Below are 26,258 nucleotides of genomic sequence, written 5' to 3' on the forward strand. Positions count from 1 at the left end.
ATCGCCCCATTTATTTTTCAAAACTTGATTTTGAATAATCTGCCCCGAGCCATTTTCGGCTTAGTTTTTTTAGCGTTCCGTTTTTCTCCAGCTTTTTAATCGCTTGATCCGTGTCATCCGCCAAGGTTTGGCTGCCTTTATTAAACATAAAGTACACCTCGGTATCTAATAACACGTCACCGACTGTCTTTTGGCGGAAGGCGTGCGTTTTATTCTGAAAATCGACGGCAAACGGTGTAGCTATCGTTGCATCTGCGCGCCCGGTTTCAATTTGATTGGCGGTGTCATTGCTTCCCTGTCCCGCATATTTCAAATGAATCGGGCTGCCGTGCGTTTTGTTGTACTTTGTAATATAATCTGCCGCATTTGACGTGGCGCCAACTATGACTGTTTTTCCGTGCAAGTCTTTTAATGTATGAATCTTGTGATTATCCTCTTTCACCGTGATGTACATCGGCGAGTAGTTATATGGGACTTTATGATACAAAAAACGCTTTTCTCGTTCTTTATTTTTGGCCATATTGTGAGCAATCACATCAATTTTTTTATTTCCGAGACTCGTCAGCAAATTTGAGAAATCCATCGTTTTAAATTCAAATGTATATTGAGGCAACTCCTTATCGATGGCTTTCATCACTTCAATGTCATACCCGGTCAAATCGCCTTTTTCATTTAAAAACGCAATATTCGGAAAATCTGTTCCAGTGCCGACTATGACCGTTTGAGCCTGACGATCTGTTTTGTTATTTGTTTGCGAACATCCCCCGCCAAGTAATGCAAACACTGACAGCAGCAAAACCAATCCTTTACGCTTATTCATAGGCTGCCTCACATCATGCCCAGCTGGGCGCACCTAAAAGCGTTGGGTTAAATCGTTCCGGAATCAGAACCTTGTGCATCATCACACCTATGTCCCCGTCTTTTTCCTGCTCAAAATACACTTCATACCCTCTCCTTCTGTACATGTCAGCAAGCCAAGGATGCTTGCGCGCCGATGTGCCGAGTGTCAGCGCAGGAGCCTTCAGCATATCTCGAAGCACTTTTTCTTCAACATACGTAAGCAGCTTACTTCCGGCGCCTTGCCCTTTATATTCCGACAGTGTCGCAAACCACCATACAAACGGATATTTTGAAGGAGGCGTCTCACTCTCCCACGGGAACCTGATTGTAATCGTTGAAATCAGCTTCCCATCCCGCTCCAGCACAATCGCTGAATGATGTTCAATATTTTCTGATACCATTTGGATATCAGCTCTCGTGGATGGCCAATCAATATCCAGCTGCCGAATGGGCTGAAATGCGCTGTTAACCAGTTTCAACAGCTCCGATGCATCTTCAACAGTTGCCAGTCGAAAAATGTCCTCACTCATTTTTGTCACTCCTCTTCATAAAATATATAATTCCTATTTGTTTACTAAGCTTTTATTGTTTATACTATAAAGCATACTCTGATCTTTGACTAATCAAAAAAAGTAAACCTTCACTTCAGTAATTTTAATGATGAAAAACAGGAGGGAGCACATTGGAGTTACGCTCAATCAAAACGTTTCATACGATTGTAAAATTTGGAAGCTTCTATAAAGCTGCAGAAATACTCAACTACTCGCAGCCGACGATATCGATGCGTATGAAGCAATTGGAGCAGGATTTAGGCGTACTGCTGTTTGAAAGAGGAAAAAGCCTGCAGTTGACAAAAGCAGGGAAGCTTTTTTATGAACGAACAGGAGATCTTTTGATGCAATACGAGGCGCTTAAACACAACCTCTCCGACTTAAAGGAAGAAGAGGCAGGCATTATCAACATAGGGGTTTCAGAGCCAACCGCCAGTCTGATATTCCCCGAGATTTTAAAGGATTTCTTAAAGGATTACCCAAAGATAACAGTTAATATCAAGGTTGATGACGCCAATACCTGCAGTCAAAAGCTCTTAGACGGGACGATTGATTTTGCAGTCTGCGGCGAGCCGGAGCTGATTCTTGAAAATTACTACCATCCATTTTTTTATGACACATTAAATGTGATTGTATCTGATCAACATCCGCTCGCTGAGAAGAAGGCTGTCCATTTGTCTGATTTAGCAGAAGAGCGCTTCATATTTACGCCCGCCAATTGCCCCATTCGCTTACAAATTGAACAGCATTTACATAGAGAACTCGGGAATCGCTACAAAAAAATGGAGCTCACAAGCAGCATGTCACATGAATATTACGTACGTGAAAACATCGGAATTTCAATCTTTACCAGCACCGCACATTCTAAACCGTTCAACGGCACTAAAGTCATTCCAATTCTGAACCTGGATATCACCCCGCCCATAGGGCTGTTGACAAATCAAAAAGAAGTTCATTTTGACCGCGCCACGAAGGACTTGATCGCCCGGATAACCAAACGTTTTCAGCAGCGCAGCAAAGAATTGGAAGGAACCTCTGATAAGACCATTACAGGATAACTGAAAAAATAAAAACCACCTCCTGATTCATCAGGAGATGGTTTCACGGTTTAAAGCTCGATCGTCTCACCGACCGACATGACTTTGCCGACTCCGCCCGGCAGGCTGTCAGCGAATGCTTCTGGGTCTTGTTCGATGACCGGGAATGTATTGTAATGCACCGGCACGACCTGTTTTGCGCGCAGCCATTCAGCGGCAAGCTTGGCGTCTTCAGGCCCCATCGTAAAGTTATCGCCAATCGGCAGGAAAGCAAGGTCGATATGATTCAATTCGCCAATGAGTTTCATATCAGAGAAAAGAGCCGTATCGCCCGCGTGGAAAATCGTTTTATCTTCTACAGTCAGCAAAATACCGGCAGGCATGCCTGTGTAAGTGATCGTTTTGTTTTCTTCATCTGTGATGGCTGATCCATGAAAGGCCTGTGTGAGCTTCACTTTTCCAAAATCGAACTTGCGGGAGCCGCCAATATGCATTGGATGAACATTCAAGCCTTTCCAGCCTAAGTACACAGCGAGCTCGTTCGGGGCTATAACCAACGCGTTATTTTGCTTGGCGATTTGTTCAGTATCACCGACATGGTCATTGTGGCCGTGCGTTAGTAAGATGACATCCGCTTTTACATCCTCCGGCTTTATATCCGTTAATGAATTCCCTGTTAAAAACGGATCAAAAATAATATGATGGTCCTTCGTTTCCACTGTGATTACAGAATGTCCGTGATATGTCACTTTCATTTCTTTCACCTCGTCACATGATTTTGATTTTTTTATTTTCCCTTTTTAAAAAGCTGAAAAACTTATGTTGTTTGATTCTTGTTAATGACATTGAGGCCTCCAGTGGCTTCAATGACAGTCCCTGTCACAAGGTCTGAGTTCTCCTCACACAAGAAAGCGATAATCCGGGCGATATCCTCGCCTGTACCGGATCTTCCTATCGGCGTTTTTTCTTTGCCGATTCGCATTCTGGCTTCCTCTATCGATGCTTCTTTCATGTCGCCGACAATGTCTCCCGGGCAAACCATGTTGGCGGTTATGCCGAATTCGGCTTCTTCAATGGCAATTGTCTTCGTCAAAGAAGCCAAGCCCACTTTCGCAGCGCCAAATGCCGATCGGTGAAGCCAGCCGGGCGCGTGAGCCGCACCTTGGAATCCGTACGTAATGATGCGTCCAAATTGCTGTTTTCTCATAATAGGAATAACCGCTTTGAATAAATGAAAGACGGCGCTTAAATTTCCTTCCAGCATGCCATACCATTCATCATCAGTATAATCGGCTAACTTTTTACGTTCAAATATGTATGGTCCCGCGTTGTTAATCAAAAAGTCGATCCTTCCGAAGCGGTTTAAGGCAGCCTCTGCAATACGCAGCAGATCTTCTTTTTTGGTGACATCACCTTTTACAAATTGCAGCCGGTCAAGACAATCGGGACAGGCTTCCTTCAGGCGGCTGACTGCCTCCTCATCCTGTCTGTAATTGACTGTTACTGAATACCCCTTTGCAAGCAACGTTTCAGTCACTTTGCGGCCTAAACCCTTCGAACCGGCAGTAATTAAAGCATGTCGCACATGAATACCTCCCAAAGCAACGTCGCCGCTTTCAATAAAGTGTTTCTTCTTCTACTTTACTATAAAAGGCTTGCAATATCACTTTTTACACTTTGGCATACAAAAAAAGCTGCCTGTACAGACAGCTTATTCTGCAGGAGATGAAGACTCCTGATCGGGCATATCGACATAACCGCTTTGATACGCTTCTGAAATGAGCCTTGTTGTCTCCTGGCTTTCTTGTTCATCATAAATATAGCGTTCCGGTTCTTTTTTCATCATTCTGCCTCCCATCATTATAGAGGTAGGTTGGCTATAATGACGGGATTTTATGAAGGAAATTTTAACAAACTCCTGCTGCCACGCAAGCTTTCGCTTTTTCAAGCGCCTGCTTTACCTGTTTGAATCCGGTGCCCCCGGCGCTCATTCTTTTTTCAACTGCGTAGTAAGGGTCTAACACAGTGTAAATATCTTCTTCGAATAGTGTGCTCGCCTGCTGAAACTCGCCAAACGGCATATCGCTTAAATAGATCCCTCTTTCGATGCATGTGTACACAAGTTTCCCGACCACTTCATGCGCTTCTCTGAACGGCATTCCCTTTTTAGCTAAATAATCCGCCAGTTCCGTCGCATTTGAAAAGTCTTGTTTTGTTGCTTGCTTCATGACGTCTTTGTTTACAGTCATTGTTTGGATCATGCCTGTGAAGATTTGCAGGCTGCCCTCCACCGTTTTCACCGTGTCAAACATGCCCTCTTTGTCTTCCTGCAGATCTTTGTTGTAAGCGAGCGGAAGTCCTTTCATGATCGTAAACAGCCCCATCATATCGCCGTATACGCGTCCTGTTTTGCCGCGGATCAGCTCCGCCATATCAGGATTTTTCTTTTGCGGCATCATGCTGCTTCCTGTTGCGTACGTATCGTCAAGCTCGATGAATTTAAACTCCTGCGAGCACCATAAAATGATTTCTTCAGAAAAACGGGAGAGGTGCATCATCAGCATACTGCTGTTGCTTAAAAACTCCAAAATGAAGTCTCTGTCGCTGACGCCGTCCAAGCTGTTTTCATAAATGGCATCAAAGCCGAGCAGTTCCGCTGAATAATCACGGTCAATTGGGAAGGTTGTTCCCGCGAGCGCCCCGCAGCCGAGCGGAGATTTGTTAATCCGCTTCATTGAATCCTGAAAACGCTCCTTGTCGCGCTCAAGCATCCAGAAATACGCAAGCAGATGGTGAGCGAATGAAATCGGCTGGGCGCGCTGCAGATGTGTGTAGCCCGGCAGAATCGTTTCAACGTTCGCTTCCGCCTTTTCAATCAGCGCACTTTGGAATGCCTCAATCAGCTCGATGATGTGGCCGACATGATTCTTCAAGTATAAATGCATGTCAGTCGCCACCTGGTCATTCCGGCTTCTGCCGGTATGCAGCTTGCCGCCAAGAGGACCGATTTCGTCAATGAGCATTTTCTCAATGTTCAAATGAATATCCTCATAATCGACTGAGAATTCCAATGCTCCCTCCTCTGCTTTTTGCAAAAGGGTATTCAGGCCCTCTCGGATTTTCAACTCTTCTTCTGCTGTCAGAATACCGCATTTTTTCAGCATGGCAGCATGCGCGAGAGACCCTGTAATGTCTTCAGCAACTAAATTTTGGTCAAATGATATGGACGCGCCGAACTCGTCGACCCATTTTTCTGGTGTTTTTTGAAATCGGCCTCCCCAAAGCTTCTTCATGCTTTAATCTGCTCCTTCTTTTTCACGATGCTGTTCACTTTTGTCGGAAGTCCCCAAAGCTCGATAAATCCAATTGCTGCATGGTGATCAAATGCATCGTCTTTTGTATATGTTGCAAGTTTTTCATCATATAGAGAGTATTCTGATTTACGTCCTTCTACAATTGCATGGCCTTTAAACAGCTTCACGCGGACAATGCCTGTGACATGCTTTTGCGTTTCTTTTAAGAAAGCGTGCAGCGCATCTTTTAACGGCGAGAACCATAAGCCGTTGTAAATGATCTCTGACATTTTTTGCTCGATGATCGGTTTAAAGTGGGCTACCTCTTTCACCAGTGTCAAATCTTCTAATTCTTTATGCGCTTTGATCAGTGTCATCGCACCAGGGCATTCGTATACTTCCCGGGATTTAATGCCGACGAGGCGGTTTTCCACGTGGTCGATACGTCCGACACCGTGCGCGCCCGCCATTTCATTCAGCTTCAAGATCAGCTCAGAAAGCGAGTAGGAAACACCGTCAATGGAGACAGGCACGCCTTGTTCAAATGCAATTTCAATCACTTCCGGCGTGTCCGGCGTTTTTTCCAGCGGAGCTGTTAAATCGTATGCACCTTCTGGCGGCGCCGTCCATGGATCTTCTAAAATGCCGCACTCATTGGCGCGTCCCCAGAGGTTTTGGTCGATAGAATACGGGCTGTCAAGATTGATCGGAATCGGAATGCCGCGGCTAGCCGCATATTCAATTTCTTCTTCACGTGACCACTGCCATTCGCGAACCGGCGCGATGACTTCAAGATCAGGGTTTAATGATTTAATGGAGACTTCAAAACGAACCTGGTCATTTCCTTTCCCTGTGCATCCGTGGGCAATCGCCTGTGCATCTTCTTTTTCCGCTATTTCAACCAGTTTTTTCGCGATCAGCGGTCGAGATAATGCCGAAACAAGCGGGTATTTTCCTTCATACATCGTGTGGGCCTGCAAAGAAATAAGCGCGTAATCCTGTGCAAATTCTTCTTTTGCATCGATCACGTAGGAGTTTGTCGCGCCGACTTCAAGCGCTTTCTGCTGAACAAATGCCAAATCTTTGCCCTCACCGACATCCAGGCAGCAGGCGATGACATTATATCCTTGCTCCTGAAGCCATTTTATTGCGACGGAAGTATCAAGCCCCCCTGAGTATGCTAATACGACTTTTTTCTGTTCTGACATGATAATAATCCCCTCTCAACCGTGTTTCTATTTTGTATAAAAATAAATTATATTTAATAAAAATACATTTTGTATGTATACACTTTAACAAGTACGTTTCGTTTTTTCAAGCCTTTTATAAAAAAAAACTTCACCTAAATTTCAGGTGAAGTTTCATAGTATTTATTCATTTACTTGTCTTTTCTGATTTCTCTGACCACATGTGCAAGTTCGGGAATAATCAGCTTATTCATTGCCAGCTTTACTGCGCCGCTTGAGCCTGGCGTTGAGAAAACAGCGGTATGCTGAATGACGCCGGCAGTTGCTCTCGACATGATTGCGGCAGAGCCGATATCCTCTGTATAACTCAGCATCCTGAATATTTCTCCAAAGCCGGGCAGTTCTTTCGAAAACAGCGGCGTTATGGCTTCAATTGTGACATCCCGATCTGCTATGCCTGTCCCTCCGTTTAAGAGTACCGCGTCTGTCTGTTCATCCATGCAGCCCGCAAGCACTGACCGTTGCAAAGCATCCTTTTCGTCTTTTACAATTTCATATGCAGCAATATGATGACCGGCTTCTTCTAAAAATGAGATCATCAGCTTGCCGCTTTTATCGGTTTCATCTGTCCTCGTGTCACTGACAGTAATCACTTTGCACCGAACGATATCGGGAGCTTCTTGTTTATGCTCTTGAACGCTCATTGGCCCACCTCTTTTATGTTTTCTGTCTGTCACTAACATGCATCAACAAAAAAGCACATTCAAGAGAATGTGCTTTCATGCGATTTATTTTGCTAAACGAACAACGTCGCGCGCAATCATGACTTCTTCATCAGTCGGAATGATCATGACTTTTACTGGAGAATGCGGATAGCTGATGAAAGCTTCCTCGCCGCGCACGTTATTAAGCGCAGGATCCCAGTATACGCCCATGAATTCTAAACCGCGAAGAACGCGTTCTCTGACTTCCACACTGTTTTCACCGATACCGGCAGTAAAGATGATCGCATCTACACCGCTCATTCTTGCAGCGTAAGAACCGATGTATTTGTGGATTCTGCTTGCGAATACTTCAAGAGCCGTTTCCGCGCGCTCATTTCCTTCTTTCGTTGCTTCGACGATGTCACGAAGATCGCTTGAGAAACCGGAAATGCCGAGCAGTCCGCTTTTTTTGTTTAATGTATTCAATACTTCGTCAGCCGTTTGGCCTGTTTTCTCCATGATGTATGGAATCAGGGCAGGGTCGATGTTTCCAGAACGTGTACCCATTGCTACACCGGCAAGCGGCGTAAAGCCCATGGATGTGTCAATTGATTTTCCGCCTTCAACAGCCGCAATACTTGCTCCGTTTCCAAGGTGGCAGGAAATCAGGCGCAAGTCTTTTAACGGACGGCCGAGAAGCTCTGCCGCACGCTCAGTTACATATTTATGTGAAGTGCCGTGGAAGCCGTATTTACGGATGCCGAATTTTTCATAGTATTCATACGGCAAGCTGTACAGGTAAGACTGCTCAGGCATTGTTTGGTGGAATGCCGTATCAAATACAGCTACAGCAGGAACATTTGGAAGCACTTCTTTGAACGCTTTAATTCCAACGATATTTGCCGGATTGTGAAGCGGTGCCAATTCAGAAATATCTTCGATTTCCTTAATGGTTTCATCCGTTAATAAAACAGAATCGCTGAATTTTTCTCCGCCGTGAACGACACGATGGCCAATTCCGTCAATTTCATTCAAGTCTTTAATAATGCCGAATTCCGTTAACTTATTCAGCAGCATTTTAACAGCTACCGCATGATCCGGAATATCAGTTACTTCTGTATTTTTTTCGCCGTTCACAGAAATTGTGAATACGCTGTCGGCGATACCGATTCGTTCAACTAAACCCTTCGTTAAAACGGTTTCTGAAGGCATTTCGAAAAGCTGAAATTTCAAAGACGAGCTTCCTGCGTTAATTGCAATAATTTTGGACATGATTGACGCTCCTTTATACTCTGTATCAACAACTTCGTTTTTCGTACTTTTTTCCCGGTGAATATCAACATCTTCTCCGAAAAATATCTGACTTTTCCATTTAAACATTGTCATGTCGGCTTTTCAAGTCAACTTGCACATTGATAACGCTTACAATAAGAAGTCGTTATTTTCAGACACATTCCCTATAAGTTTTGTATTGATGAACGCTTACAATTTGCGGTTTTTCCCTCTGTATTTTGTGTTTCAAAGCTGGATTCAATTCGTCAAGTCCGGTCTTCAAAAGCATAAATAAAAGCAGCTTAGGCATCGACCTCATACGGCTGCCTAAGCTGCTTTTAAAACACTTACTTTTCTTTTTTAAACCATTCATCAAATTGAGCCATCATATCAAGCATCGCCTTTTGATTGGAGAAAGACGGAAGATTCGCAAGCAGAATTTGCCCCGGCGCTTTCGTATTCTCTCCTTGTTTCTGAAGCACAAGGATGCTTTTGGCATGAGCTTCGTCTTTAAAAATAGATTTTGGCAGCTGCAACAGTGCGTTGATATGAACCTTATCTTTGAAAAACTGTTTCAGCTTGCCGCTTTGGGAGCTCTCAAACAAATGATTCGGAATCATAAAAAATAAGTAGCCGCCCGGTTTGGTATGCTTGACGCTCTGTTCAATAAACAGATGATGAGCGAAGGAATGGCCTTCGTCAGCTTTGAGCTCAAACGCTTCTGCTCCTTCGTCATTCGGATAATAGCCGACTGGCAGATCACAAATGACCGTGTCAACTGGATCGATAAACAACGGCTCAAGGCTGTCCTGGTGGAAAAGCTCAAGCTCTTTTTTCAGAAGGTTCGCTTGGGCATAGGCAATCTTCAAGAGCACATCATCAATTTCAATGCCAAAGCTGTTTGCCGTTTTTTCAGACAGCTGGTTCAGCACGGTAAACAGAAGGTTTCCAGTTCCCAAGGCTGGATCAAGAATGGTCAGTTCCTTTTTGTCCGCCATAAACTTATTCACCAAATAGCTGATGAAAAGCCCGATCGTATCCGGCGTCATTTGTCTGTTTGGATGGGAGATATCTTTCATTCCTTTAAGGACGGCAAGCTGAAAAGCCTTGCGTACCCACTCATGCTCATACGTGCCGAATTCCGCTTTTTCAAGCAGAGCCTGAAGTTGTTTGGTTTTCTGATCAGCAGGCAGTTTCAGCTGATCCGTTTTTTCAAGAAAATACATTTCTCCTGCTTCGGCCAGCGCCTCTATATATGAAATCTGCAATTCATTCTTTATCATAATCGCGGCTTCGTTTAACAGCTCATACACCGCACCTACATGGTCTTTTTGCATATTGTGTTCCTCCTTGCCATGAAAAAAGCTCCGGCGGCAGCCTGGAGCTTTTTTCCCTGCTTACTTCACTAATGCCTTAGCAGCCTCAATTGGCTTTTCATAGTTCGGGTGGTTTGTTGCTTCGCTTACATATTCAGCGTAAACGACTTTTCCATTCTCATCAAGGACAAATACGGAACGCGCAAGCAGACGAAGTTCTTTAATATACACACCGAACGCTTCGCCAAATGACATATCTCTGTGGTCAGACAGTGTTTCCACTTTGTCAATTCCGTTAGCGCCGCACCAGCGCGCTTGCGCGAATGGAAGGTCTGCACTGATTGTGTAGACGTTGACATCTCCAAGCTTTGCAGCTTCTTCGTTAAAACGGCGTGTTTGTGCATCACAAACACCTGTATCAATTGAAGGGATAACAGAAATAATCGTTACCTTTCCTTTCATGTCAGCTAACGATTTTTCTTCAAGGCTGTTAGTCAGCACTGTGAAATCAGGAGCTTGATCTCCTACCTTCACTTCTTGTCCGACAAGTGTAACCGGACCGCCTTTGAATGTAATTTCAGCCATTATAATTCCTCCCTTTTGTATGTATGTCTCTATCATAGTAAAGTTTCCTGCAAACTGCAAAGTTTATGCCAAAAAAAAGTTAACTGCGGCCAGCGCAGTTAACCTTTTTTAATAATTCATATTGTTCATTTGGTTTTGATTTTGGCCCTGGCCTTGGTTCTTGTTATTTTTCTTGAACATTTGCTGGATGCGTTCGAGTGTTTGAGGGGCTGCGTCTAAAATTTTCTCTATTAAATGGGTATTTTCATCTAAATGAAGCATTCTGATGCCTGTCGATCCGACAATTAAAAACGCGATCGGCGTAATGGACACACCGCCCCCGCTTCCGCCTCCGAAAGGAAGTTTCTGTTCTCTTGTCTCATCATCTTCCGATTTCTTTTCGGCCGGCTTTCCGCCAAACTCGCTTCCGCCTGCGGCGAATCCAAATCCAACTTTAGAAACAGTTAAAATCACACTTCCATCAGGCGTTTCTACTGGATCTCCGATGATGGTGTTAACATCAATCATTTCCTTCAAGTTTTCCATTGCGGTTTTCATTAAACCTTGGATGGGATGGTCTGCCATATACGCTTCCTCCTTAAACTGATGAATCATTCTTTGAAGTCATTCTAGCCGACGGATTCTTCTTTAATACGGATAGCTCCCGTCCGTATTTGACGAATTTGAAAGCTGCAAGCATAGCATGTCCAAAGCGAAAAAAGAATATACACTGAAAATGGGTCTTGGAAACAGGGACTTGAAACGACGGGATCACCTCATAGACAGGTTTATTCACAAAGTCCAGGTGGTCGTAGAGCATTGCTGCGATACCGCCCTTCACACCCCATACAGCACCTGTTAACACACCTGTCACTGCCGCGTCCTGAATTCCGATTACTGTAACCCATTCTAGTTTTGTGATATGTAAATGCGCGAGAAAAGACGCGCTGATTTTCCGTAGTCTGGTGACCTGATGCAAAAGCATTTCGATTTTATTAATGCTTTGCTGCACATCGTTTTGTGTAATTTTTTTCTTTCCGCTGCTTTTTTTCATTTTGGATTCAGTTTTTTGTTTGATATCCACTGTTCCGTCTTCTTTGTTCACCTTAATCGCCGGGATTGTTTTTTTGATCCTTATAAGGCCAAACAGCGCCGTAATCTTCAAGGTCAATTTGTCATTATCATCGGCATGAAGATACTCCAGCGCGACATGGATTTTCATTCTGAGAAGCAGTACGATCCCTATGAGAATAAGAATGGCTGTCAGTACATACACCATATTCTTCACTTCCTCTAGGAGCATTATCGCCAATTCCTAAAAAAATAAACCCGGACGGAAGTCCGGGTTATCGGTTATTTGCGGTATAATTTTTCATGCACCACGGTGGTATCCGCGATGTAATCATGAATCCCTTGTTTTGTAGGTGAAAAAGCAACAACGATATATAAAATCCAAATCTTATCAATATACCGTCCAACCACTTCACGAAAAATCACTTTACTCCATGTCAGCTTGCTATCTTGCTTCACAGAAACCACTTTGAGGCCGAACACCATTTTACCAAGCGTCTGCCTGAAGTATTTAGTCATGAGTGCGAAGTAGGCAAGATACACAATAAGCGTTGTCACACTGTAAGCCGAGAAGGTAAACATGCCGGATGTTTTCGGCAGATCCAATACGGTAAAGAGGGGAGAAACGAGCAAATGGTTTAATCCCCATATCACGAGCCAATCAAGCAGGAAAGCCCAGAAACGAACCCAAAAGCCAGCATAGGCATGTGTCAGCAGCTCCGCTTCTTGCGGGCCTTTGATGTCATTGCGCTCTAACTCTTCATATGTCGCGTCCATTATTGTTCCCTCCTACTTCGCATAGAGATACATCATTCTCGGCGAACCGGATTGCGATAGAATTTCTCTCATATTCAAAAAATCAATTTCACTTTTAAACATTTTGTTCGCGCCCATGGAAAACAGTGAGCCTAATCCGAAGCTTTCCTCATAAGAAATGACAGAGGCGTTTTTCAAATCCTTGTGATCCTTTTTCATGGCCGTAATGGTATCGTCATAAAAACCAAGCTCATCAACGAGGTTCAGTTTTTTCGCCTGCCGTCCGTCATACACGCGGCCGTCCGCAATTTTCTTTACCTCTGCTTTCGACATGCCGCGCCCTTTTGAAATGACATCAACAAAGCCTTCATACGAATTATCAACCATCGATTGCATGATGTTTTTTTCTTCTTTCGTCATCTCACGGGAAGGAGACATAATGTCCTTATGGGCCCCGCTCTTAATCGTTTCAAAAGAAATGCCAAGCTTATCGGCAAGCTTTGAATAATTGACGCTTTCCATAATGACGCCGAGTGACCCGGTCAGGGTTTCCGGTGTCGCAAAAATCTTATCAGCCGCTGTTGAGATGTAATAGCCTCCTGATGCTGCCATCGAACCCATTGACACGTAAATCGGTTTTTTCGTTTCTTTCTTGATTTCTTCCAGCTTCTTATGTATTTCAGCACTTTCATACACTCCGCCACCCGGAGAATTCACCTTCAGAACGATACCTTTGACCGCCTTGTCATCTTTTGCGCGCTCAAGGTTTTTTAAGAACGTTCTGTGGTTATATCCGTCTGCACCAAGCAGACTGCTTGAGTCCCCATTATCCTGAATGGTGCCGCTGACCTCTAATACGGCAATTTTACTTGAGAGACTGCCGTTTTCCAGCGTCTTTTCCTGCGATTCATCCGTCAGTGATGTGAGATCCGTTTGAGCGCCTTTGACGCTTTCAAAGAAACTCATAGAGATGCTGACGATAATAGACACGCCGAAAATCCCCAGAGCAATCACTAATGCAATCCATCTTTTTGCATTCATTTTTTCTCCTCCTTTTTCCTAAACTCTCTCATTATACGATTCAATATGAAAAATGTTTCACTTCATGAGAAAGCTCCGGCTTAACGGGCTGCCGGCAAACGTGGTACACTTATGGCCAAAGGTATTTTATCACAAATACTGGATGGCAGAAAAACTTAAATATGACAGCAAAGGGGAAATGGGATATGACCGATCAACGCCGTAATGTTTATTTTTTTCACAAACAGGATCAGGAAACGAACGAACAAGCCCGCTCGTTAACACAATTAGCGGAAGAGCATGGATTTACCGTTGTGAACCAGCACTCAGACGCCAATATTATCGCTAGCATTGGCGGGGACGGCACATTTTTGCAGGCAGTCAGAAAGACGAATTTTCGTGACGACTGCTTGTACGTCGGCATTACCAAAAAGGGGAAAGCTCATTTATATTGCGACTTTCATAGTGATGAGCGAGAAAAAATGGTCGATGCAATGACGTTTGAACAAATTGAAGTGAGAAAATACCCGCTGATTGAAGTGACAGTGGATCAAGCCAGTCCTTTTCACTGCTTAAACGAGGTATCCATCCGCTCAAGCATCATCAAAACCTTTGTGATGGACGTGCTGATTGACGATCTGCACTTTGAAACGTTTAGAGGTGACGGAATGATTATCTCAACGCCTACAGGGAGCACCGCCTATAACAAGTCTGTTGCAGGAGCTGTTGTTGATCCATTGCTTCCATGCATGCAGGTATCAGAGCTTGCATCCCTTAACAATAATACCTACCGGACACTCGGCTCGCCATTTGTCCTCAGCTCTGACCGAAAGCTGACCCTTCGTGTGGTGCAGGACGGCAACGAACACCCAATCATCGGCTTGGACAATGAAGCACTCAGCACGAGAAATGTGAAAACGATCGAAATCAAACTGTCTAATAAGAAAATCAAAACAGTCAAACTAAAGGACAATTCATTTTGGGAAAAAGTGAAGCGTACTTTTTTATAGAAAATAAAAGGACAGGCTGCTGCCTGTCCTTTTATGATTTCTCATATACAATCTGGCCGTTAATCACGGTTTTTTTAATCTCTAAAAGATGAAGCTGTGCGGGGTCAATGGCAAACGGATCACCACTGAGAACTGTAAAATCCGCGTCATAGCCTTCCGCAATTTTTCCGCGTGACTTCTCTTTATAAATGATACCGGCGCTACCTTCTGTATAAAGCTTTATCGCTTCATATACAGGTAAACATTCACTTTCATTATAGCTTGGCCCGTTTTGCTCATGACTGCTTTTCCGGAGGACCGCGGACTGGATCCCTAGAAGCGGGTCAACAGGCTCAATCGGGGCGTCTGAACCGCCCGCGCATAAAATGCCTTTAGATATGAGGGTTTTCCAGGCAAATGCAGTCTTCATCCGGTCTTTTCCGAGACGGTCAATGACCCACGGAAAGTCGCTTGCAACGAAATGCGGCTGAAGATCAAGTGCGATCGGCATGCGTGCTGCTCTCTCGATTAATTCGTTATCAAGCACTTGAGCATGAATAAGCCGATCATGCCGGCCGTTTTTGGGCGGATGCTTTTCTATTGCGTTCAGCACTTTTTCAAAAGCAAGATCGCCGATTGCATGAACAGCAACCTCCATCCCTTTTTCTCTCGCTTTGCGAATGAGCCGGCCAAGGGTTTCGTCATCGTGAACCTGAACACCATTTGTTGATGGATCATCCTGATATGGTTCTTTCAATAAAGCCGTTCTCCCGCCAAGCGCCCCGTCCGCAAAGATTTTCATCGCACCGAACTCCACATACGGGCCGGACGGTTTCTCCAGCTGCTCCCATCGATCGACCGCTTCATGATGAACGAGCAAATGGCAGCGGAACGGATACTTTCCGCCAGCGGCAGCTTTCTCATAAGCTTTCAACGGCACCGAAACATCACCATAATAGGACAAGTCTTCCGAATGACCGCCCGTCAGGCCTTTTGTCCAGCAATCCTTTATTGCAGCCGTTAATGCCTCATCAACATAGTGCTGGGAGACTGGCGGGACAGCCTTCAGAATCAAATCCTGCGCCTTATCAAACAGGAGTCCGGTCGGCTCGCCATTTGCATCTTTTACGATGACTCCGCCGTCAGGATCAGGAGTATTTCTTGAAATTCCCGCTGCTTGAAGAGCCGCAGAATTGACAGCTATTGCATGCCGGCATATACGCTTGAGCAAGACGGGCCTGTCAGGAAACAGGCGATCAAGATCATGCTTAGTCAAGTAGTCAGGTGTCTCAAACTGATTTTCATTCCAGCCTTCTCCAATGAGCCAATCGTTTTTAGGAAGCTGCCGCTCTCTTTCCTTCGCAGCCTGTAAAATTGAATCTTTCGACGTCAGTGCGGACAGATCGAGCTGAAGCTGTTTCTCACCGTGGCCGATCAAATGTAGATGGCTGTCAACAAAACCGGGGAACATCACTGCTCCGTTCAGGCTGATTTCTTCTGTTTCCGGCGACCCGTACTTTTCCTTCAAACGTTCATAGCTGCCGGTGCCTTTTATAACACCATCCTCAACATAAACTGCCTCAGTCCGATCGCCTTCTTCGAGCATCGTATAAATGAAACCGCCGTGCCATATCGCCTTCATTCACGTTCACTCTCTTTCTTTACGCCTTTTTATTAGCTTTGAGCTGTTCTTCACGTTTTCTTAATTCCACTCGTCTGATTTTTGCAGAAGCCGTTTTCGGCAGGTTTTCCACAAATTCAATTTCTCTAGGATATTTGTATGGAGCGGTAATCGTCTTCACATGGTTTTGCAGCATTTTGACAAGCTCATCACTGCGTTTTTCATGATTTTGCAGGACAACATATGCCTTTACGATGGAGCCTCTGATTTCATCAGGACTTGCGACAACAGCACATTCTTTTACTTCTGGGTGCTTAACAAGCGCGTCTTCCACCTCGAAAGGCCCGATCGTATAGCCGGAGCTGATAATAATATCGTCATTTCGGCTTTCAAACCAGAAGTAACCTTCCTCATCTTTTCTTGCTCTGTCTCCCGTTAGGAAATAATCGCCGCGAATTTGTGTTTTCATTCTTTCCGGATCTTTAAAATACTCTTTAAAGAGCGCAGGCGTACTGAGGTGAACAGCGATATCGCCAACCTCACCAGGTTTGCAGATTTCACCGTCTTCATTTATGATCTCCACCTGATTTCCCGGTGTCGGTTTTCCCATGCTTCCCGGTTTAATAGGCGTATCTTTCAAAACACCAACCAAAAGCGTGCTTTCTGTTTGGCCATATCCGTCCCGTACCTTAATGCCAAAGTGCTTTTGGAAAACATCAATGACTTCACGGTTGAGCGGCTCACCTGCGGAAACAGCGCTGTGCAGGGCAGAAAGATCAAAACGGTCCAAGCCTTCAACCTTCGCCATTAAGCGGTATTCTGTCGGCGTGCAGCAGAAAACATTGATTTTGTAGCGATTTAAAAGCTCTAGATATTTTTCTGCTTTGAATCTGCCGTGGTACACAAAACCGGTTGCTCCGCTGCCAAGCACCGCTAAAAACGGACTCCATACCCACTTTTGCCAGCCAGGGGCAGCAGTTGCCCAGACGATATCCTTTTCAGAAATGTCAAGCCAAGCGCCGGCAGAAGTTTTTAAATGAGCAAATGCCCATCCATGTGTATGTACAACACCTTTCGGCTGACCTGTTGTCCCGGATGTATAAGATAAGAAAGCCATATCATCTCTTGTTGTGTCAGCTGTTTTAAATTGGCTTCCGTCCGCTTCAATTGATAAGAGGTTTTTCCAGCCGGCATCATTTTCACCAATAGACAGTGTAATCAGTTTGTCAGTCGTACTGACATCCCGGAAAGCGCCAATAAATTCTGAGTAGACGATAGCGCCTTTTACCTCTGCATGTTCAATCCGGTATTCAAGATCTTTCGCGCGAAGCATTTCGGAGCACGGAATGACAACCATTCCTGATTTCAGGATAGCCAAATAAACAGCATAGGCTTCAAGCACCCGCGGTACCATTACAATCAGCTTGTCTCCCTTTTTAAATCCAAGATCAGCTAAGGCCGCTCCGATTTTATTTGTTTCTTCCATCAGCTTTTCATACGACCAAGATTCTTGCTTGCCCGACTCGTCCTCCCACAGAAGAGCGGTTTTTTGTCCAGCAGCACTGAACTTTTCCATTTCATTCACTAAATTATATTGCACAGGGGCAATTAAATCTTCACGTTTTAACACGAACAACTCCTCACTTTCTCCACCCATTATACATAAATACAGGCTCTTTCCGTAAGGATATGCCTAAAAGCAACCTCTGTAAACATAGATTTTATAGGCCGCTGGTCCTTTTTTATATGTAAAAAATGAAAAAGAGTGGGGATACCCCCACTCCTAAGCCATTATGTGAAATTGTAAATTAGAATTGTCCTCCGCCCATGTTTTGTTGAGCAAAAGATACAAGACGTTTTGTGATCTCTCCTCCAACAGAACCGTTAGCGCGAGAAGTTGTGTCTGCTCCAAGGTTTACACCGAATTCAGAAGCGATTTCTAATTTCATTTGGTCGATCGCTTGAGCAGCTCCTGGTACTAAAAGGTTGTTGCTGTTACCTGAGTTATTGTTAGCCATGTGTCTCACCTCCTTGTGAGTATAGAATGTGTCAAAACACATGGCTTCATTCAGAAAAACTTTGGTAATTGTATACAGGAGCTGAAAATTGATTTAAAAGAGTTCAGCGAATTTATCGTTAGCTTCTTGTTCGCTATACAGGGTCATTGACTCAATGTTATCTACCGCTTCTTGAATATACGGCTCGAAATCAACAAAGCTTTCAAAGTGTTCAATTTTCTCTTTTTTAGGGCGTGTTTTCGGGCTTGGCGGTGTAAAGATCGTGCAACAGTCTTCAAACGGCTGAATGCTTGTCTCATATGTGCCAATTTCCCGTGATTTTTCGATGATTTCTGTTTTGTCCATGGCGATTAGCGGACGCAAAATCGGTGTTGACGTCACCGCATTAATTGCATACATGCTTTCAAGCGTTTGGCTCGCTACCTGACCGAGGCTTTCTCCCGTAATAACGGCAAGCCCGTTTCTCTTTTCTCTGATTCTGTCGGCGATCTGAAGCATGAGGCGGCGGGTTGCCGTCATTGTGTAATTTTCAGGAATTTGTTTTTGAATGAGCTCTTGCGTTTTTGTAAATGGAACAATATGAAGTGTCATGCTTCCCCCAAAACGGGACAGACATTTCGCCAGATCCATTACCTTTTGCTTTGCGCGCTCGCTTGTGTATGGCGGGCTGAAGAAATGAACAGCTTCTACCGACAATCCCCGTTTCATCGCATAAAAACCGGCAACAGGGCTGTCAAAACCGCCAGAAAGCATCAGCATCGCTTTTCCTGCTGAACCAACTGGCAACCCGCCTGCACCTTTTTCATCACGAATTGTCAAAAATGTTGCTTCTTCCCTGATTTCGATTCTGAGCGGGATGTCTGGGTTGCGAACATCGACCGTCAATCCTTCTGTATTTCGCAAAATATGGCCGCCGATTTCAGCGTTCATTTGGTTTGTATCTAATTCAAATTGCTTATACGCTCTCTTTGTCGCGACTTTAAACGTATCACCTGGTTTATACTGATCTTTGATAGCCTTTAGTGCGGTTGCCTTAATATCATCAAGGCGGCTGTCACACTTAATTGCCAGGCTGAAGCTTTGAATCCCAAACACTTGCTTTAAATGAGGAAAAAGAGCCTCAGGATCCTCTCCATTTAATGTAATCGTCATACGATCCCTGTTGGAAAAGTATTTTAAATTCGGATAGTCTTTCAAAACGAGTCTGATGTTTTGTTTTAAGCGCTCAATAAAGCTTTTTCTGTTTTTGCCTTTGGTCGAAATTTCCCCAAAACGAATTAATATATGATCGTAATTCATGTTCTACCTCATCATTTCCCTTAATTTTTTGATACCAGGACGAAGCGCGTTCATAAACGGTTCTGCCACATCGCTTGTCTGGCTGTAATTTAAACTGATTCTGATGCTGCTTCCGGCAATCTGCTCTCCTTTGCCCATCTCTAAGAGAACTTTACTGGGCTTATGTTCTTTTGCCGAGCAAGCCGATGTTGTGGAGACGAATATATCCTGTTCCTCAAGCATGTGTAAAAGCACTTCCGCTTTAATCCCCGGTACAGAGAAATTAATAATGTGCGGCGCGCTATTCATTTGAGGCGTGTTGATAACGACGCCCTCAATTTCACTCAGCCTTTTCATAAACAATTCCTTTGCGGCAGTCATCGTGTCAAGCCGTGTGTCAAAATCAGCAGAGGCAAGATTAATGGCCTTGGCAAGCGAAACCGCACCAGCAGTATGTTCTGTTCCGGCCCGTATGCCTTTTTGCTGAGAGCCTCCCGTTATGAGCGGAATAAGGCGTGTTCCCTCTTTTACAATAAGTGCGCCTGTCCCCTTTAGGCCGTGAAATTTATGCCCCGAAATTGAACATAGATCAATGCCGGCCTTTTCAATTGCCAAGGGCACTTTATAGATGCCCTGCACATAATCGACGTGGAACAAAATGTTCGGGTGCTTCTTCAGCACTTCCCCTGCCGCTTCAATCGGCTGCACGGAACCGACTTCATTGTTCACATGCATCATGCTGACAAGCACGGTATCGGGACGGATGGCTGCTTTTAGATCTTCAATAGAAACAAATCCGTCTTCATTCACAGAAAGATAAGTGATATCAAACCCGAACAACTCTTTCAGCTGTTCTAACGATTCCGTAACGGATGGATGTTCAATAGAAGTGGCAATGATATGTTTGCCTGTTTTTATCTTTGACAAAGCCGCTCCTTTTAAAGCCGCATTATTGGCTTCTGTGGCGCCTGATGTAAATACAATATCATATTTTTTTAGGCCTAAGGACCTTTTGATTTGATTTTTGGCTGCTTGAAGCAGCTGTTCCGTTTCGGCTCCATATCGGTGCAAAGATGAAGGATTGCCAAAGTATCGGCTGCTTGTCTGTTCATATACGTTCAAGACTTCATCGTAAGGCTTCGTCGTTGAACTATTATCTAAATATATCATCTTTTTTACTCCTTTATGAAAGCGGTACAAGGTATGATATTTATGTTACCATAACAAAATTTAATAGAAAATTACGAAAAACTAGTATTGACTTCTAATTTTTTTACCATATAATAAGATTTGTTCGTTTCGTCATATTATCTGACAATTAATTGACAGAATATTTTAACATAATTATTAGGAGGATTTTTTTCATGAAACACTCACTGCCTGTCAAAGATACCATTATTATTGGTTTCATGCTATTTGCGTTATTCTTTGGAGCAGGAAATATGATTTATCCGCCGGAACTTGGACAAGCAGCCGGACACAACGTCTGGAAGGCCATCGGCGGATTTTTACTGACAGGGGTAGGCCTGCCGCTTCTCGGCATTATCGCCATCGCATTAACCGGTAAGGACGCTAAAGGCCTTGCTGACAAAGCGCACCCTGTTTTCGGCACAATCTTTACTGTCGTGCTTTATTTATCAATCGGACCATTATTCGCCATCCCGAGAACAGGAACTGTTTCATATGAAATTGGCGCTGTTCCGTTTTTGACTGGCGTACCAGAAAGACTTTCTTTATTAATATTTACACTTATCTTTTTCGGCGTTACGTACTATTTAGCGTTAAACCCATCCAAGGTTGTCGATCGAGTCGGAAAAATTCTGACTCCCATCAAATTCACAATTATTTTAATCATTGTTCTCAAAGCCATCTTCACACCGATGGGCGGATTGGGCGCCGTGACAGAAGCATATAAAGGAACACCGGTTTTTAAAGGATTTTTAGAAGGCTATAAAACAATGGACGCACTTGCTTCAATTGTATTTGGCGTTGTCGTTGTAAATGCTGTAAAAAGCAAAGGCGTTACACAGTCTAAAGCTCTTGCTGCAGCCTGCATTAAAGCAGGTGTGATTGCCGCTTTAGGGCTGACTTTCATTTATGTATCCCTTGCTTATTTAGGTGCAACAAGTACAAATGCCATCGGTCCTGTTGGTGAAGGAGCTAAAATTTTATCTGCGTCTTCCCATTATTTATTCGGTTCATTAGGCAACATCGTACTCGGAGCAGCGATTACAGTCGCATGTTTAACAACAAGCATCGGCCTTGTCACATCTTGCGGCCAATATTTTTCAAAACTTATTCCGGCATTATCATATAAAATTGTCGTTACGATTGTCACGTTATTCAGCTTGATCATTGCGAATTTCGGACTCGCGCAAATTATCGCGTTTTCTGTTCCTATTTTATCAGCTATCTATCCACTTGCCATTGTCATTATCGTTCTTTCCTTCATCGATAAGATCTTTAAAGAAAGACGCGAAGTGTACATCGCTTGCTTGATCGGTACAGGACTTTTCAGTATTTTAGACGGTATCAAAGCAGCCGGTTTTTCACTTGGATCTTTAGATGTGTTTCTAAATGCGAATCTTCCTCTTTACAGCCTCGGCATCGGCTGGGTGCTTCCAGGAATCGTCGGAGCGGTTATCGGCTATGTGCTGACCTTATTCATCGGACCATCCAAACAGCTTAATGAAATAAGTTAATGTCACAGAACGCCTGCGTTATTGCGCAGGCGTTTTGTAATGAAAAAAAGAGCCTGCTCATTACACTGCGGGCTCTTTTTCATAGTCGTGATTATCTAAGCGGATATGTCTGCTTTGATTTTTTCAACTGCACCTGGCGCAGCCTTTTCTACAGCGGCAGCTGCAATTTCATAAGAGTCGTCATAATCAAAAGCATAAAAACGTCTTTCCGCTTCTTTCAGCTGTTCAGATAAAATATGATTCTGGCTTCTGAACCGGTTTCCGAACTGAATGATTTTTTCAATGAGGATGACCTGCTCGACAAGTTCCTCTGATTCCCGGCTTGCCCTGTTGACGATTTCTTCTGCTTGTTTCAAATGGGCACCGGCTTCTTCCATATTTAATGGAAGTTCGTTTAGTTGATTGACTGTTTCTTGAATATGATGATGCGCGTTCTCCAACATCTCTTGAATATGGCTCGGAATCCCTGGAATGTTGCTAGTCTTCAGCAGTCTAGCTGTCTCAGAAATTGTTTTTTTCAAATTGCTGAGCGTCTCCCTCGCCTGAAGCTCTTCTTTTCTCAGCGCTTGCAGATTTTCACGATACTCGGCATGCTCTTTTTTCACTTCTTCAATTTGCTTCTCTATTGAAGCAACTTCTTCTACTAAAAGTGAGTAAGCGACATGCTCTGCATCAAGCTTATCTTTAACGGATGATAGCAGCTTTCCAATTTCATCAAGGCGCTTTTCAAAAGCCTGCTGTTTGCCGAGCTCACCGGCTGTCAGCCTGTAGCTTTCCTTCACCAGCTCAGTTTCCGCCTTCGTATGCTCTTTCTCTTCTTTAAGCTTGTCGTAAGCAATAATCAATTCAGGCATTTTGCTTAGTACGGATTGACCGGCTTCAACTTCGCCCTCCAGCTGCTGATAAACAGATTGAATATTTTCGTCAATGAGCTGCAGGATTGCGGACGCTTCATCAATATCCAGTTCAGTCATCAGGACATGTTCCGCTCGTTTCAGCTGGTTTGACAGATTTTCTAATTCCTTATCAAGCTGGATATGCTCAAGCTTGTACCCTTTTTCTTTCATTTCGCCATAGCCATCCTTGAGCTTTGCAATCTGTCCGGGCACCGTCTGTTTACAGTCAGCTAACAGCTTCGGCACATCATCTATGTATGACTGAAGCCGTTCAAGATTGCGGTCCTGCTCAAGCAGTACTTTTCGTGCAGTAATATAGTTTCCGCCTTCTGTTTCTTCTTCAAATTGTTTGATGCCGCTCCAAATTTCGTCCAGATCCTTTTCAAGGCTGTCATAAAGCTCCCCGTAAAGGTGGCTGTAAGCCAGCAGGTTTTTTCGAGATTTCGAATAGCGCTCCCTCACCTGTTCAATCTCTTCACGGCTCTTTTCCTCACTTGTGACAAGATCGCTGATTTCCCGAAGAATCTTTTCAATGCTTGATTCAGCCGCTGTCAGCAGGTCGTCGATATGAACGAGCACTTGATTGGCCTTTTTAAACCGGTATTTGTCTGCATTTTCCTCGGCATCATAAAGGAGCTCTTCAACTTTCGGCATGTGGGCTGTGACAATCTCATCCCATTCTTCACGCCACTTCTCAAAGAACTCTTCTGTCTGACCCGTCATTTTTAAATGTTTTATTTTAGACATTTCTTCCACGATCGACCGATTCAGAATTTCAATCTTCCACGATTCCAGCCGGTCGATTTCGGCGTAGATTTTTTTCCTGAAAAAGTAGCCTGCCGCAAACAGCGCAAGCAGTACAATTAATAATCCAATGACAAACTCCATAATGAGCCCCCTTGCTGTTTACCTTAATCTGTCAGGGTGTTTTATTTATTCAGAAAGATTTCAGGATATGTATTGAGAAAAACTGTCGTTTTCATTGTTATTATGATACCATGTAACAAACATTTTTTGACCAGAAATCAAAAACTTTTTGTGCAAAATCGGCAGGATTTGACTATTTTTTCATGGGGTGACATCAATGCAAAAGCGAGACGGACATATTCACACACCATTTTGCCCTCACGGCTCCAATGACACACTCAGACAATATGCAGAAGAAGCCTTAAAAAAAGGGTTCGAATCGATTACTTTTACCGAACACGCCCCATTGCCGCCCTCTTTTACCGATCCCACGCCGCTGAAAGACAGCGCGATGGCGCAAGCTTCTTTGGAACGCTATATTCATGAAATTTCCGGATTAAAAAAAGAATATCGCGGACAGCTTAGCATACGGACAGGGCTTGAAGTCGATTATATCGCTGAATTTGAAGACGAAATTACATTATTCCTAGACACATACGGGCCATATTTAGATGACAGCATCTTATCCGTTCATTTTTTGCGCACAGACTCTTCCTATCTATGCCTTGATTATGACGAGCATACCTTCAAAGAGCTGATTTCAGCCTGCGGAAGCATTGAAGCGGTATATGAACAATATTACCGGAGTATCTATTCTTCCATTGTAGCATCTCTCGGCGTTTATAAGCCAAAAAGAGTCGGTCACATCACACTCGTCCAAAAATTCATCAAGCTGTTTCCATACAGCATGTCAGAACATATTCGCGGCCTCGTTTCCCTGTGCCTGAATGCCATTGAAGAAAACGGAATGGAGCTCGACTTCAATACTTCCGGCTTAAGAAAAACTTACGCTGGCGGTATTTATATCGAGGATTGGATGCTGAATGAAGCGAAGCAAAAGAAGATCCCGCTTGTGTTTGGGTCAGATGCCCATCAAGCGGGAGATGTCGGATATGCGTATGAGGCGTTTTTGGAACGGTGCTAGTTGGTGAGCGCCACGTCTCCTGTCCGGAAGACGCTTCTGATCCAAATCTTGATTTCTTCAAAATACATTTTATAAAAATACGGCTCGTGCGGCTGCATGTAGAGTACTTCTGAAATATATTGAGGCTGGAGATAGGGCATCATCAAGAGAGATTTTAATTGGAGAATAAAATGAGGCAGCGGCAGCGTTAAATATTCACGCTGTTTTTCTCCTTCCTCAATGATCAGCTGAAAGATATACTTTTCCTTCATTAGATATGTCGACATAATTTCCCTGATTAATGTGGAGTCAATTGTGACTTCCCGGTAGACAAAACGAGTTAATTGACGATGATTATGCTGATAGGATAAAATATCGAAAACCAATTGAAGAAGCTGTTCCTGCGTGCTTTGAGAAGAGATATTGCTTGCCGCTGTTTCAAGCGTTTTGCTGTAGCCCTCGTAAAACTCTGAAACTAAGTGTTCCATCAAGCCTCCTTTGCCTTTAAAATAGTAGGAGATGTGCGCAACATTTACATCAGCTGACTTTGCGATTTCACGGACAGACGTGCCAGAAAATCCTTTTTGGTTAAAAAGCATGACAGCAGATTCAATAATTTTGTCTTTGGTGCTTACTTTCATACGGCTCACTCCTTCCTCTTGATACTATTCAAGCAGAAAGCCGCTGTTCCTGTAAGAACTTATCGACAAATGCCGGCAGAAAAGCCGGAACTTTGTTTTATATTATAGAAAAAGTGAGGGTTTTCCATGTTCCATGTCGAAAAACAATCTGGAGATAAAGAAAAAGACTATCAGCTTCTGCTAAAACAGCTCGAAGCCATGACCGAAGACGAAACAGACCAAATAGCTAACTATGCAAATGCCTCAGCACTGCTGTATCATTCGCTGCCTGAAGTCAACTGGGCGGGTTTCTATTTTGCCAAAGAAGAGGATGGACAGCTTGTGTTAGGTCCGTTCCAAGGCCTCCCGGCATGTGTTCGGATTCCTTTCGGCAGAGGGGTTTGCGGCACAGCGTACGCAAACGGAAAAGTGGAACGTGTTGAGGATGTAAACGCGTTTCCTGGACATATCGCCTGCGATGCAGCGTCCCAATCAGAAATTGTGCTTCCGATTCGTGTAGACGGAAAAATTGTCGGCGTCTTGGACATCGACAGCCCAGTGAAAAACCGTTTCGACGAAATTGATGAAAAATACTTAACTCAATTTGCCGAAACGCTAGAAAAAGCGTTAGCGCAGTAATATAAAAGCCCAAA

The 26,258-nt window shown here is 43.9% G+C and carries 28 protein-coding genes; 5 read left to right on the forward strand and 23 right to left on the reverse strand.

What is annotated here, in order from left to right; genetic code table 11:
* Window positions 1-10 precede the first annotated feature (10 nt).
* Both tcyJ and snaA read right to left on the reverse strand, forming a co-directional pair.
* Complete coding sequence (tcyJ, locus tag MKX38_RS14815; RefSeq protein WP_015251465.1) at window positions 11-820, reverse strand: sulfur-containing amino acid ABC transporter substrate-binding protein TcyJ; 810 nt, start codon at window positions 818-820, stop codon at window positions 11-13.
* A gap of 13 nt (window positions 821-833) precedes the next feature.
* Window positions 834-1,370: an N-acetyltransferase SnaA gene (gene snaA, locus MKX38_RS14820; RefSeq protein WP_339187587.1), complete on the reverse strand. Its 537-nt coding sequence runs from the start codon at window positions 1,368-1,370 to the stop codon at window positions 834-836.
* A gap of 152 nt (window positions 1,371-1,522) precedes the next feature.
* On the opposite strand from snaA, the gene ytlI reads away from it, so the two are divergent.
* Window positions 1,523-2,449, forward strand: a complete 927-nt coding sequence (gene ytlI / locus MKX38_RS14825; protein ID WP_041851091.1) for a LysR family transcriptional regulator YtlI — start codon at window positions 1,523-1,525, stop codon at window positions 2,447-2,449.
* Window positions 2,450-2,499: 50 nt separating this feature from the next.
* On the opposite strand, the gene MKX38_RS14830 is transcribed toward ytlI, so the two are convergent.
* The 14 genes from MKX38_RS14830 to sppA all read right to left on the reverse strand — a co-directional run bounded on the left by MKX38_RS14830 (window position 2,500) and on the right by sppA (window position 13,632).
* Window positions 2,500-3,183: a metal-dependent hydrolase gene (locus MKX38_RS14830; protein ID WP_069322815.1), complete on the reverse strand. Its 684-nt coding sequence runs from the start codon at window positions 3,181-3,183 to the stop codon at window positions 2,500-2,502.
* Between the two features lie 62 nt (window positions 3,184-3,245).
* Window positions 3,246-4,013, reverse strand: a complete 768-nt coding sequence (locus MKX38_RS14835) for an SDR family oxidoreductase (protein WP_004398521.1) — start codon at window positions 4,011-4,013, stop codon at window positions 3,246-3,248.
* A 126-nt stretch (window positions 4,014-4,139) separates the two neighbouring features.
* A complete protein-coding gene (locus MKX38_RS14840) occupies window positions 4,140-4,274 on the reverse strand; it encodes a hypothetical protein (RefSeq protein ID WP_004399018.1) in 135 nt (44 codons plus the stop codon).
* A 61-nt stretch (window positions 4,275-4,335) separates the two neighbouring features.
* Window positions 4,336-5,721 (reverse strand): argininosuccinate lyase, encoded by a 1,386-nt coding sequence (argH, locus tag MKX38_RS14845; RefSeq protein ID WP_017695740.1) that lies wholly within the window; start codon window positions 5,719-5,721, stop codon window positions 4,336-4,338.
* Entirely contained in the window at window positions 5,718-6,929 is a 1,212-nt protein-coding gene (locus MKX38_RS14850) for an argininosuccinate synthase (RefSeq protein WP_015251460.1), read from the reverse strand. The genes argH and MKX38_RS14850 overlap by 4 nt, the downstream gene beginning before the upstream one ends.
* A gap of 170 nt (window positions 6,930-7,099) precedes the next feature.
* Window positions 7,100-7,612 carry a molybdenum cofactor biosynthesis protein B gene (locus tag MKX38_RS14855; RefSeq protein WP_004398479.1) on the reverse strand — a complete coding sequence of 171 codons (513 nt, stop codon included), beginning with the start codon at window positions 7,610-7,612 and terminating at the stop codon, window positions 7,100-7,102.
* An 84-nt stretch (window positions 7,613-7,696) separates the two neighbouring features.
* Window positions 7,697-8,884, reverse strand: a complete 1,188-nt coding sequence (locus MKX38_RS14860; protein ID WP_003223511.1) for an acetate kinase — start codon at window positions 8,882-8,884, stop codon at window positions 7,697-7,699.
* Between the two features lie 172 nt (window positions 8,885-9,056).
* Window positions 9,057-9,260, reverse strand: a complete 204-nt coding sequence (locus MKX38_RS14865) for a hypothetical protein (protein ID WP_123372909.1) — start codon at window positions 9,258-9,260, stop codon at window positions 9,057-9,059.
* The gene (locus tag MKX38_RS14870; RefSeq protein ID WP_003229346.1) at window positions 9,232-10,221 is read right to left on the reverse strand and encodes an N-6 DNA methylase; all 990 of its coding nucleotides are present in this window, start codon (window positions 10,219-10,221) and stop codon (window positions 9,232-9,234) included. The genes MKX38_RS14865 and MKX38_RS14870 overlap by 29 nt, the downstream gene beginning before the upstream one ends.
* 60 nt (window positions 10,222-10,281) lie before the next feature.
* The gene (gene tpx / locus MKX38_RS14875) at window positions 10,282-10,785 is read right to left on the reverse strand and encodes a thiol peroxidase (RefSeq protein WP_003223506.1); all 504 of its coding nucleotides are present in this window, start codon (window positions 10,783-10,785) and stop codon (window positions 10,282-10,284) included.
* Window positions 10,786-10,893: 108 nt separating this feature from the next.
* Window positions 10,894-11,349: a GerW family sporulation protein gene (gene ytfJ, locus MKX38_RS14880; RefSeq protein WP_003223504.1), complete on the reverse strand. Its 456-nt coding sequence runs from the start codon at window positions 11,347-11,349 to the stop codon at window positions 10,894-10,896.
* Window positions 11,350-11,362: 13 nt separating this feature from the next.
* The gene (locus MKX38_RS14885) at window positions 11,363-12,043 is read right to left on the reverse strand and encodes a DUF2953 domain-containing protein (protein WP_004399127.1); all 681 of its coding nucleotides are present in this window, start codon (window positions 12,041-12,043) and stop codon (window positions 11,363-11,365) included.
* Window positions 12,044-12,117: 74 nt separating this feature from the next.
* The gene (locus MKX38_RS14890) at window positions 12,118-12,612 is read right to left on the reverse strand and encodes an RDD family protein (protein ID WP_339187591.1); all 495 of its coding nucleotides are present in this window, start codon (window positions 12,610-12,612) and stop codon (window positions 12,118-12,120) included.
* A 12-nt stretch (window positions 12,613-12,624) separates the two neighbouring features.
* Window positions 12,625-13,632, reverse strand: a complete 1,008-nt coding sequence (sppA, locus tag MKX38_RS14895; protein ID WP_069322816.1) for a signal peptide peptidase SppA — start codon at window positions 13,630-13,632, stop codon at window positions 12,625-12,627.
* A gap of 185 nt (window positions 13,633-13,817) precedes the next feature.
* Here sppA and MKX38_RS14900 point away from each other — a divergent pair, with 185 nt between their 5' ends.
* Complete coding sequence (locus tag MKX38_RS14900) at window positions 13,818-14,621, forward strand: NAD kinase (protein WP_004399091.1); 804 nt, start codon at window positions 13,818-13,820, stop codon at window positions 14,619-14,621.
* Window positions 14,622-14,652: 31 nt separating this feature from the next.
* Here the strand turns inward: MKX38_RS14900 and MKX38_RS14905 are convergent, their stop codons facing one another.
* From MKX38_RS14905 to MKX38_RS14925, 5 genes are all read right to left on the reverse strand, one after another.
* Window positions 14,653-16,242, reverse strand: coding sequence for an amidohydrolase (locus MKX38_RS14905; protein WP_087962084.1), 1,590 nt, complete (start codon window positions 16,240-16,242; stop codon window positions 14,653-14,655).
* A 19-nt stretch (window positions 16,243-16,261) separates the two neighbouring features.
* On the reverse strand, window positions 16,262-17,851 hold the full coding sequence (locus MKX38_RS14910) for an acyl--CoA ligase (RefSeq protein WP_021480313.1): 1,590 nt from the start codon (window positions 17,849-17,851) through the stop codon (window positions 16,262-16,264).
* Between the two features lie 178 nt (window positions 17,852-18,029).
* Window positions 18,030-18,239: an alpha type acid-soluble spore protein SspA gene (gene sspA / locus MKX38_RS14915; RefSeq protein WP_003223491.1), complete on the reverse strand. Its 210-nt coding sequence runs from the start codon at window positions 18,237-18,239 to the stop codon at window positions 18,030-18,032.
* Between the two features lie 93 nt (window positions 18,240-18,332).
* The gene (gene thiI, locus MKX38_RS14920; protein WP_088326737.1) at window positions 18,333-19,538 is read right to left on the reverse strand and encodes a tRNA uracil 4-sulfurtransferase ThiI; all 1,206 of its coding nucleotides are present in this window, start codon (window positions 19,536-19,538) and stop codon (window positions 18,333-18,335) included.
* A gap of 3 nt (window positions 19,539-19,541) precedes the next feature.
* Complete coding sequence (locus MKX38_RS14925) at window positions 19,542-20,687, reverse strand: cysteine desulfurase family protein (RefSeq protein ID WP_014480560.1); 1,146 nt, start codon at window positions 20,685-20,687, stop codon at window positions 19,542-19,544.
* A gap of 194 nt (window positions 20,688-20,881) precedes the next feature.
* On the opposite strand from MKX38_RS14925, the gene brnQ reads away from it, so the two are divergent.
* Entirely contained in the window at window positions 20,882-22,219 is a 1,338-nt protein-coding gene (gene brnQ, locus MKX38_RS14930; RefSeq protein ID WP_003229322.1) for a branched-chain amino acid transport system II carrier protein, read from the forward strand.
* 95 nt (window positions 22,220-22,314) lie between these two features.
* Here brnQ and ezrA read toward each other — a convergent pair whose 3' ends face one another.
* A complete protein-coding gene (gene ezrA, locus MKX38_RS14935) occupies window positions 22,315-24,003 on the reverse strand; it encodes a septation ring formation regulator EzrA (protein ID WP_014480561.1) in 1,689 nt (562 codons plus the stop codon).
* Window positions 24,004-24,199: 196 nt separating this feature from the next.
* Here ezrA and hisJ point away from each other — a divergent pair, with 196 nt between their 5' ends.
* On the forward strand, window positions 24,200-25,006 hold the full coding sequence (gene hisJ, locus MKX38_RS14940; RefSeq protein WP_003229318.1) for a histidinol-phosphatase HisJ: 807 nt from the start codon (window positions 24,200-24,202) through the stop codon (window positions 25,004-25,006).
* Here the strand turns inward: hisJ and refZ are convergent.
* Window positions 25,003-25,626, reverse strand: coding sequence for a transcriptional regulator RefZ (refZ, locus tag MKX38_RS14945; protein ID WP_014477663.1), 624 nt, complete (start codon window positions 25,624-25,626; stop codon window positions 25,003-25,005). The two genes, hisJ and refZ, sit on opposite strands and share 4 nt — an antisense overlap.
* Window positions 25,627-25,752: 126 nt before the next feature.
* On the opposite strand from refZ, the gene MKX38_RS14950 reads away from it, so the two are divergent.
* The gene (locus MKX38_RS14950; protein ID WP_014477664.1) at window positions 25,753-26,244 is read left to right on the forward strand and encodes a GAF domain-containing protein; all 492 of its coding nucleotides are present in this window, start codon (window positions 25,753-25,755) and stop codon (window positions 26,242-26,244) included.
* Window positions 26,245-26,258: the final 14 nt, after the last annotated feature.

The sequence above is a fragment of the Bacillus sp. FSL M8-0025 genome (assembly GCF_037975475.1).
GTDB lineage: Bacteria > Bacillota > Bacilli > Bacillales > Bacillaceae > Bacillus > Bacillus subtilis.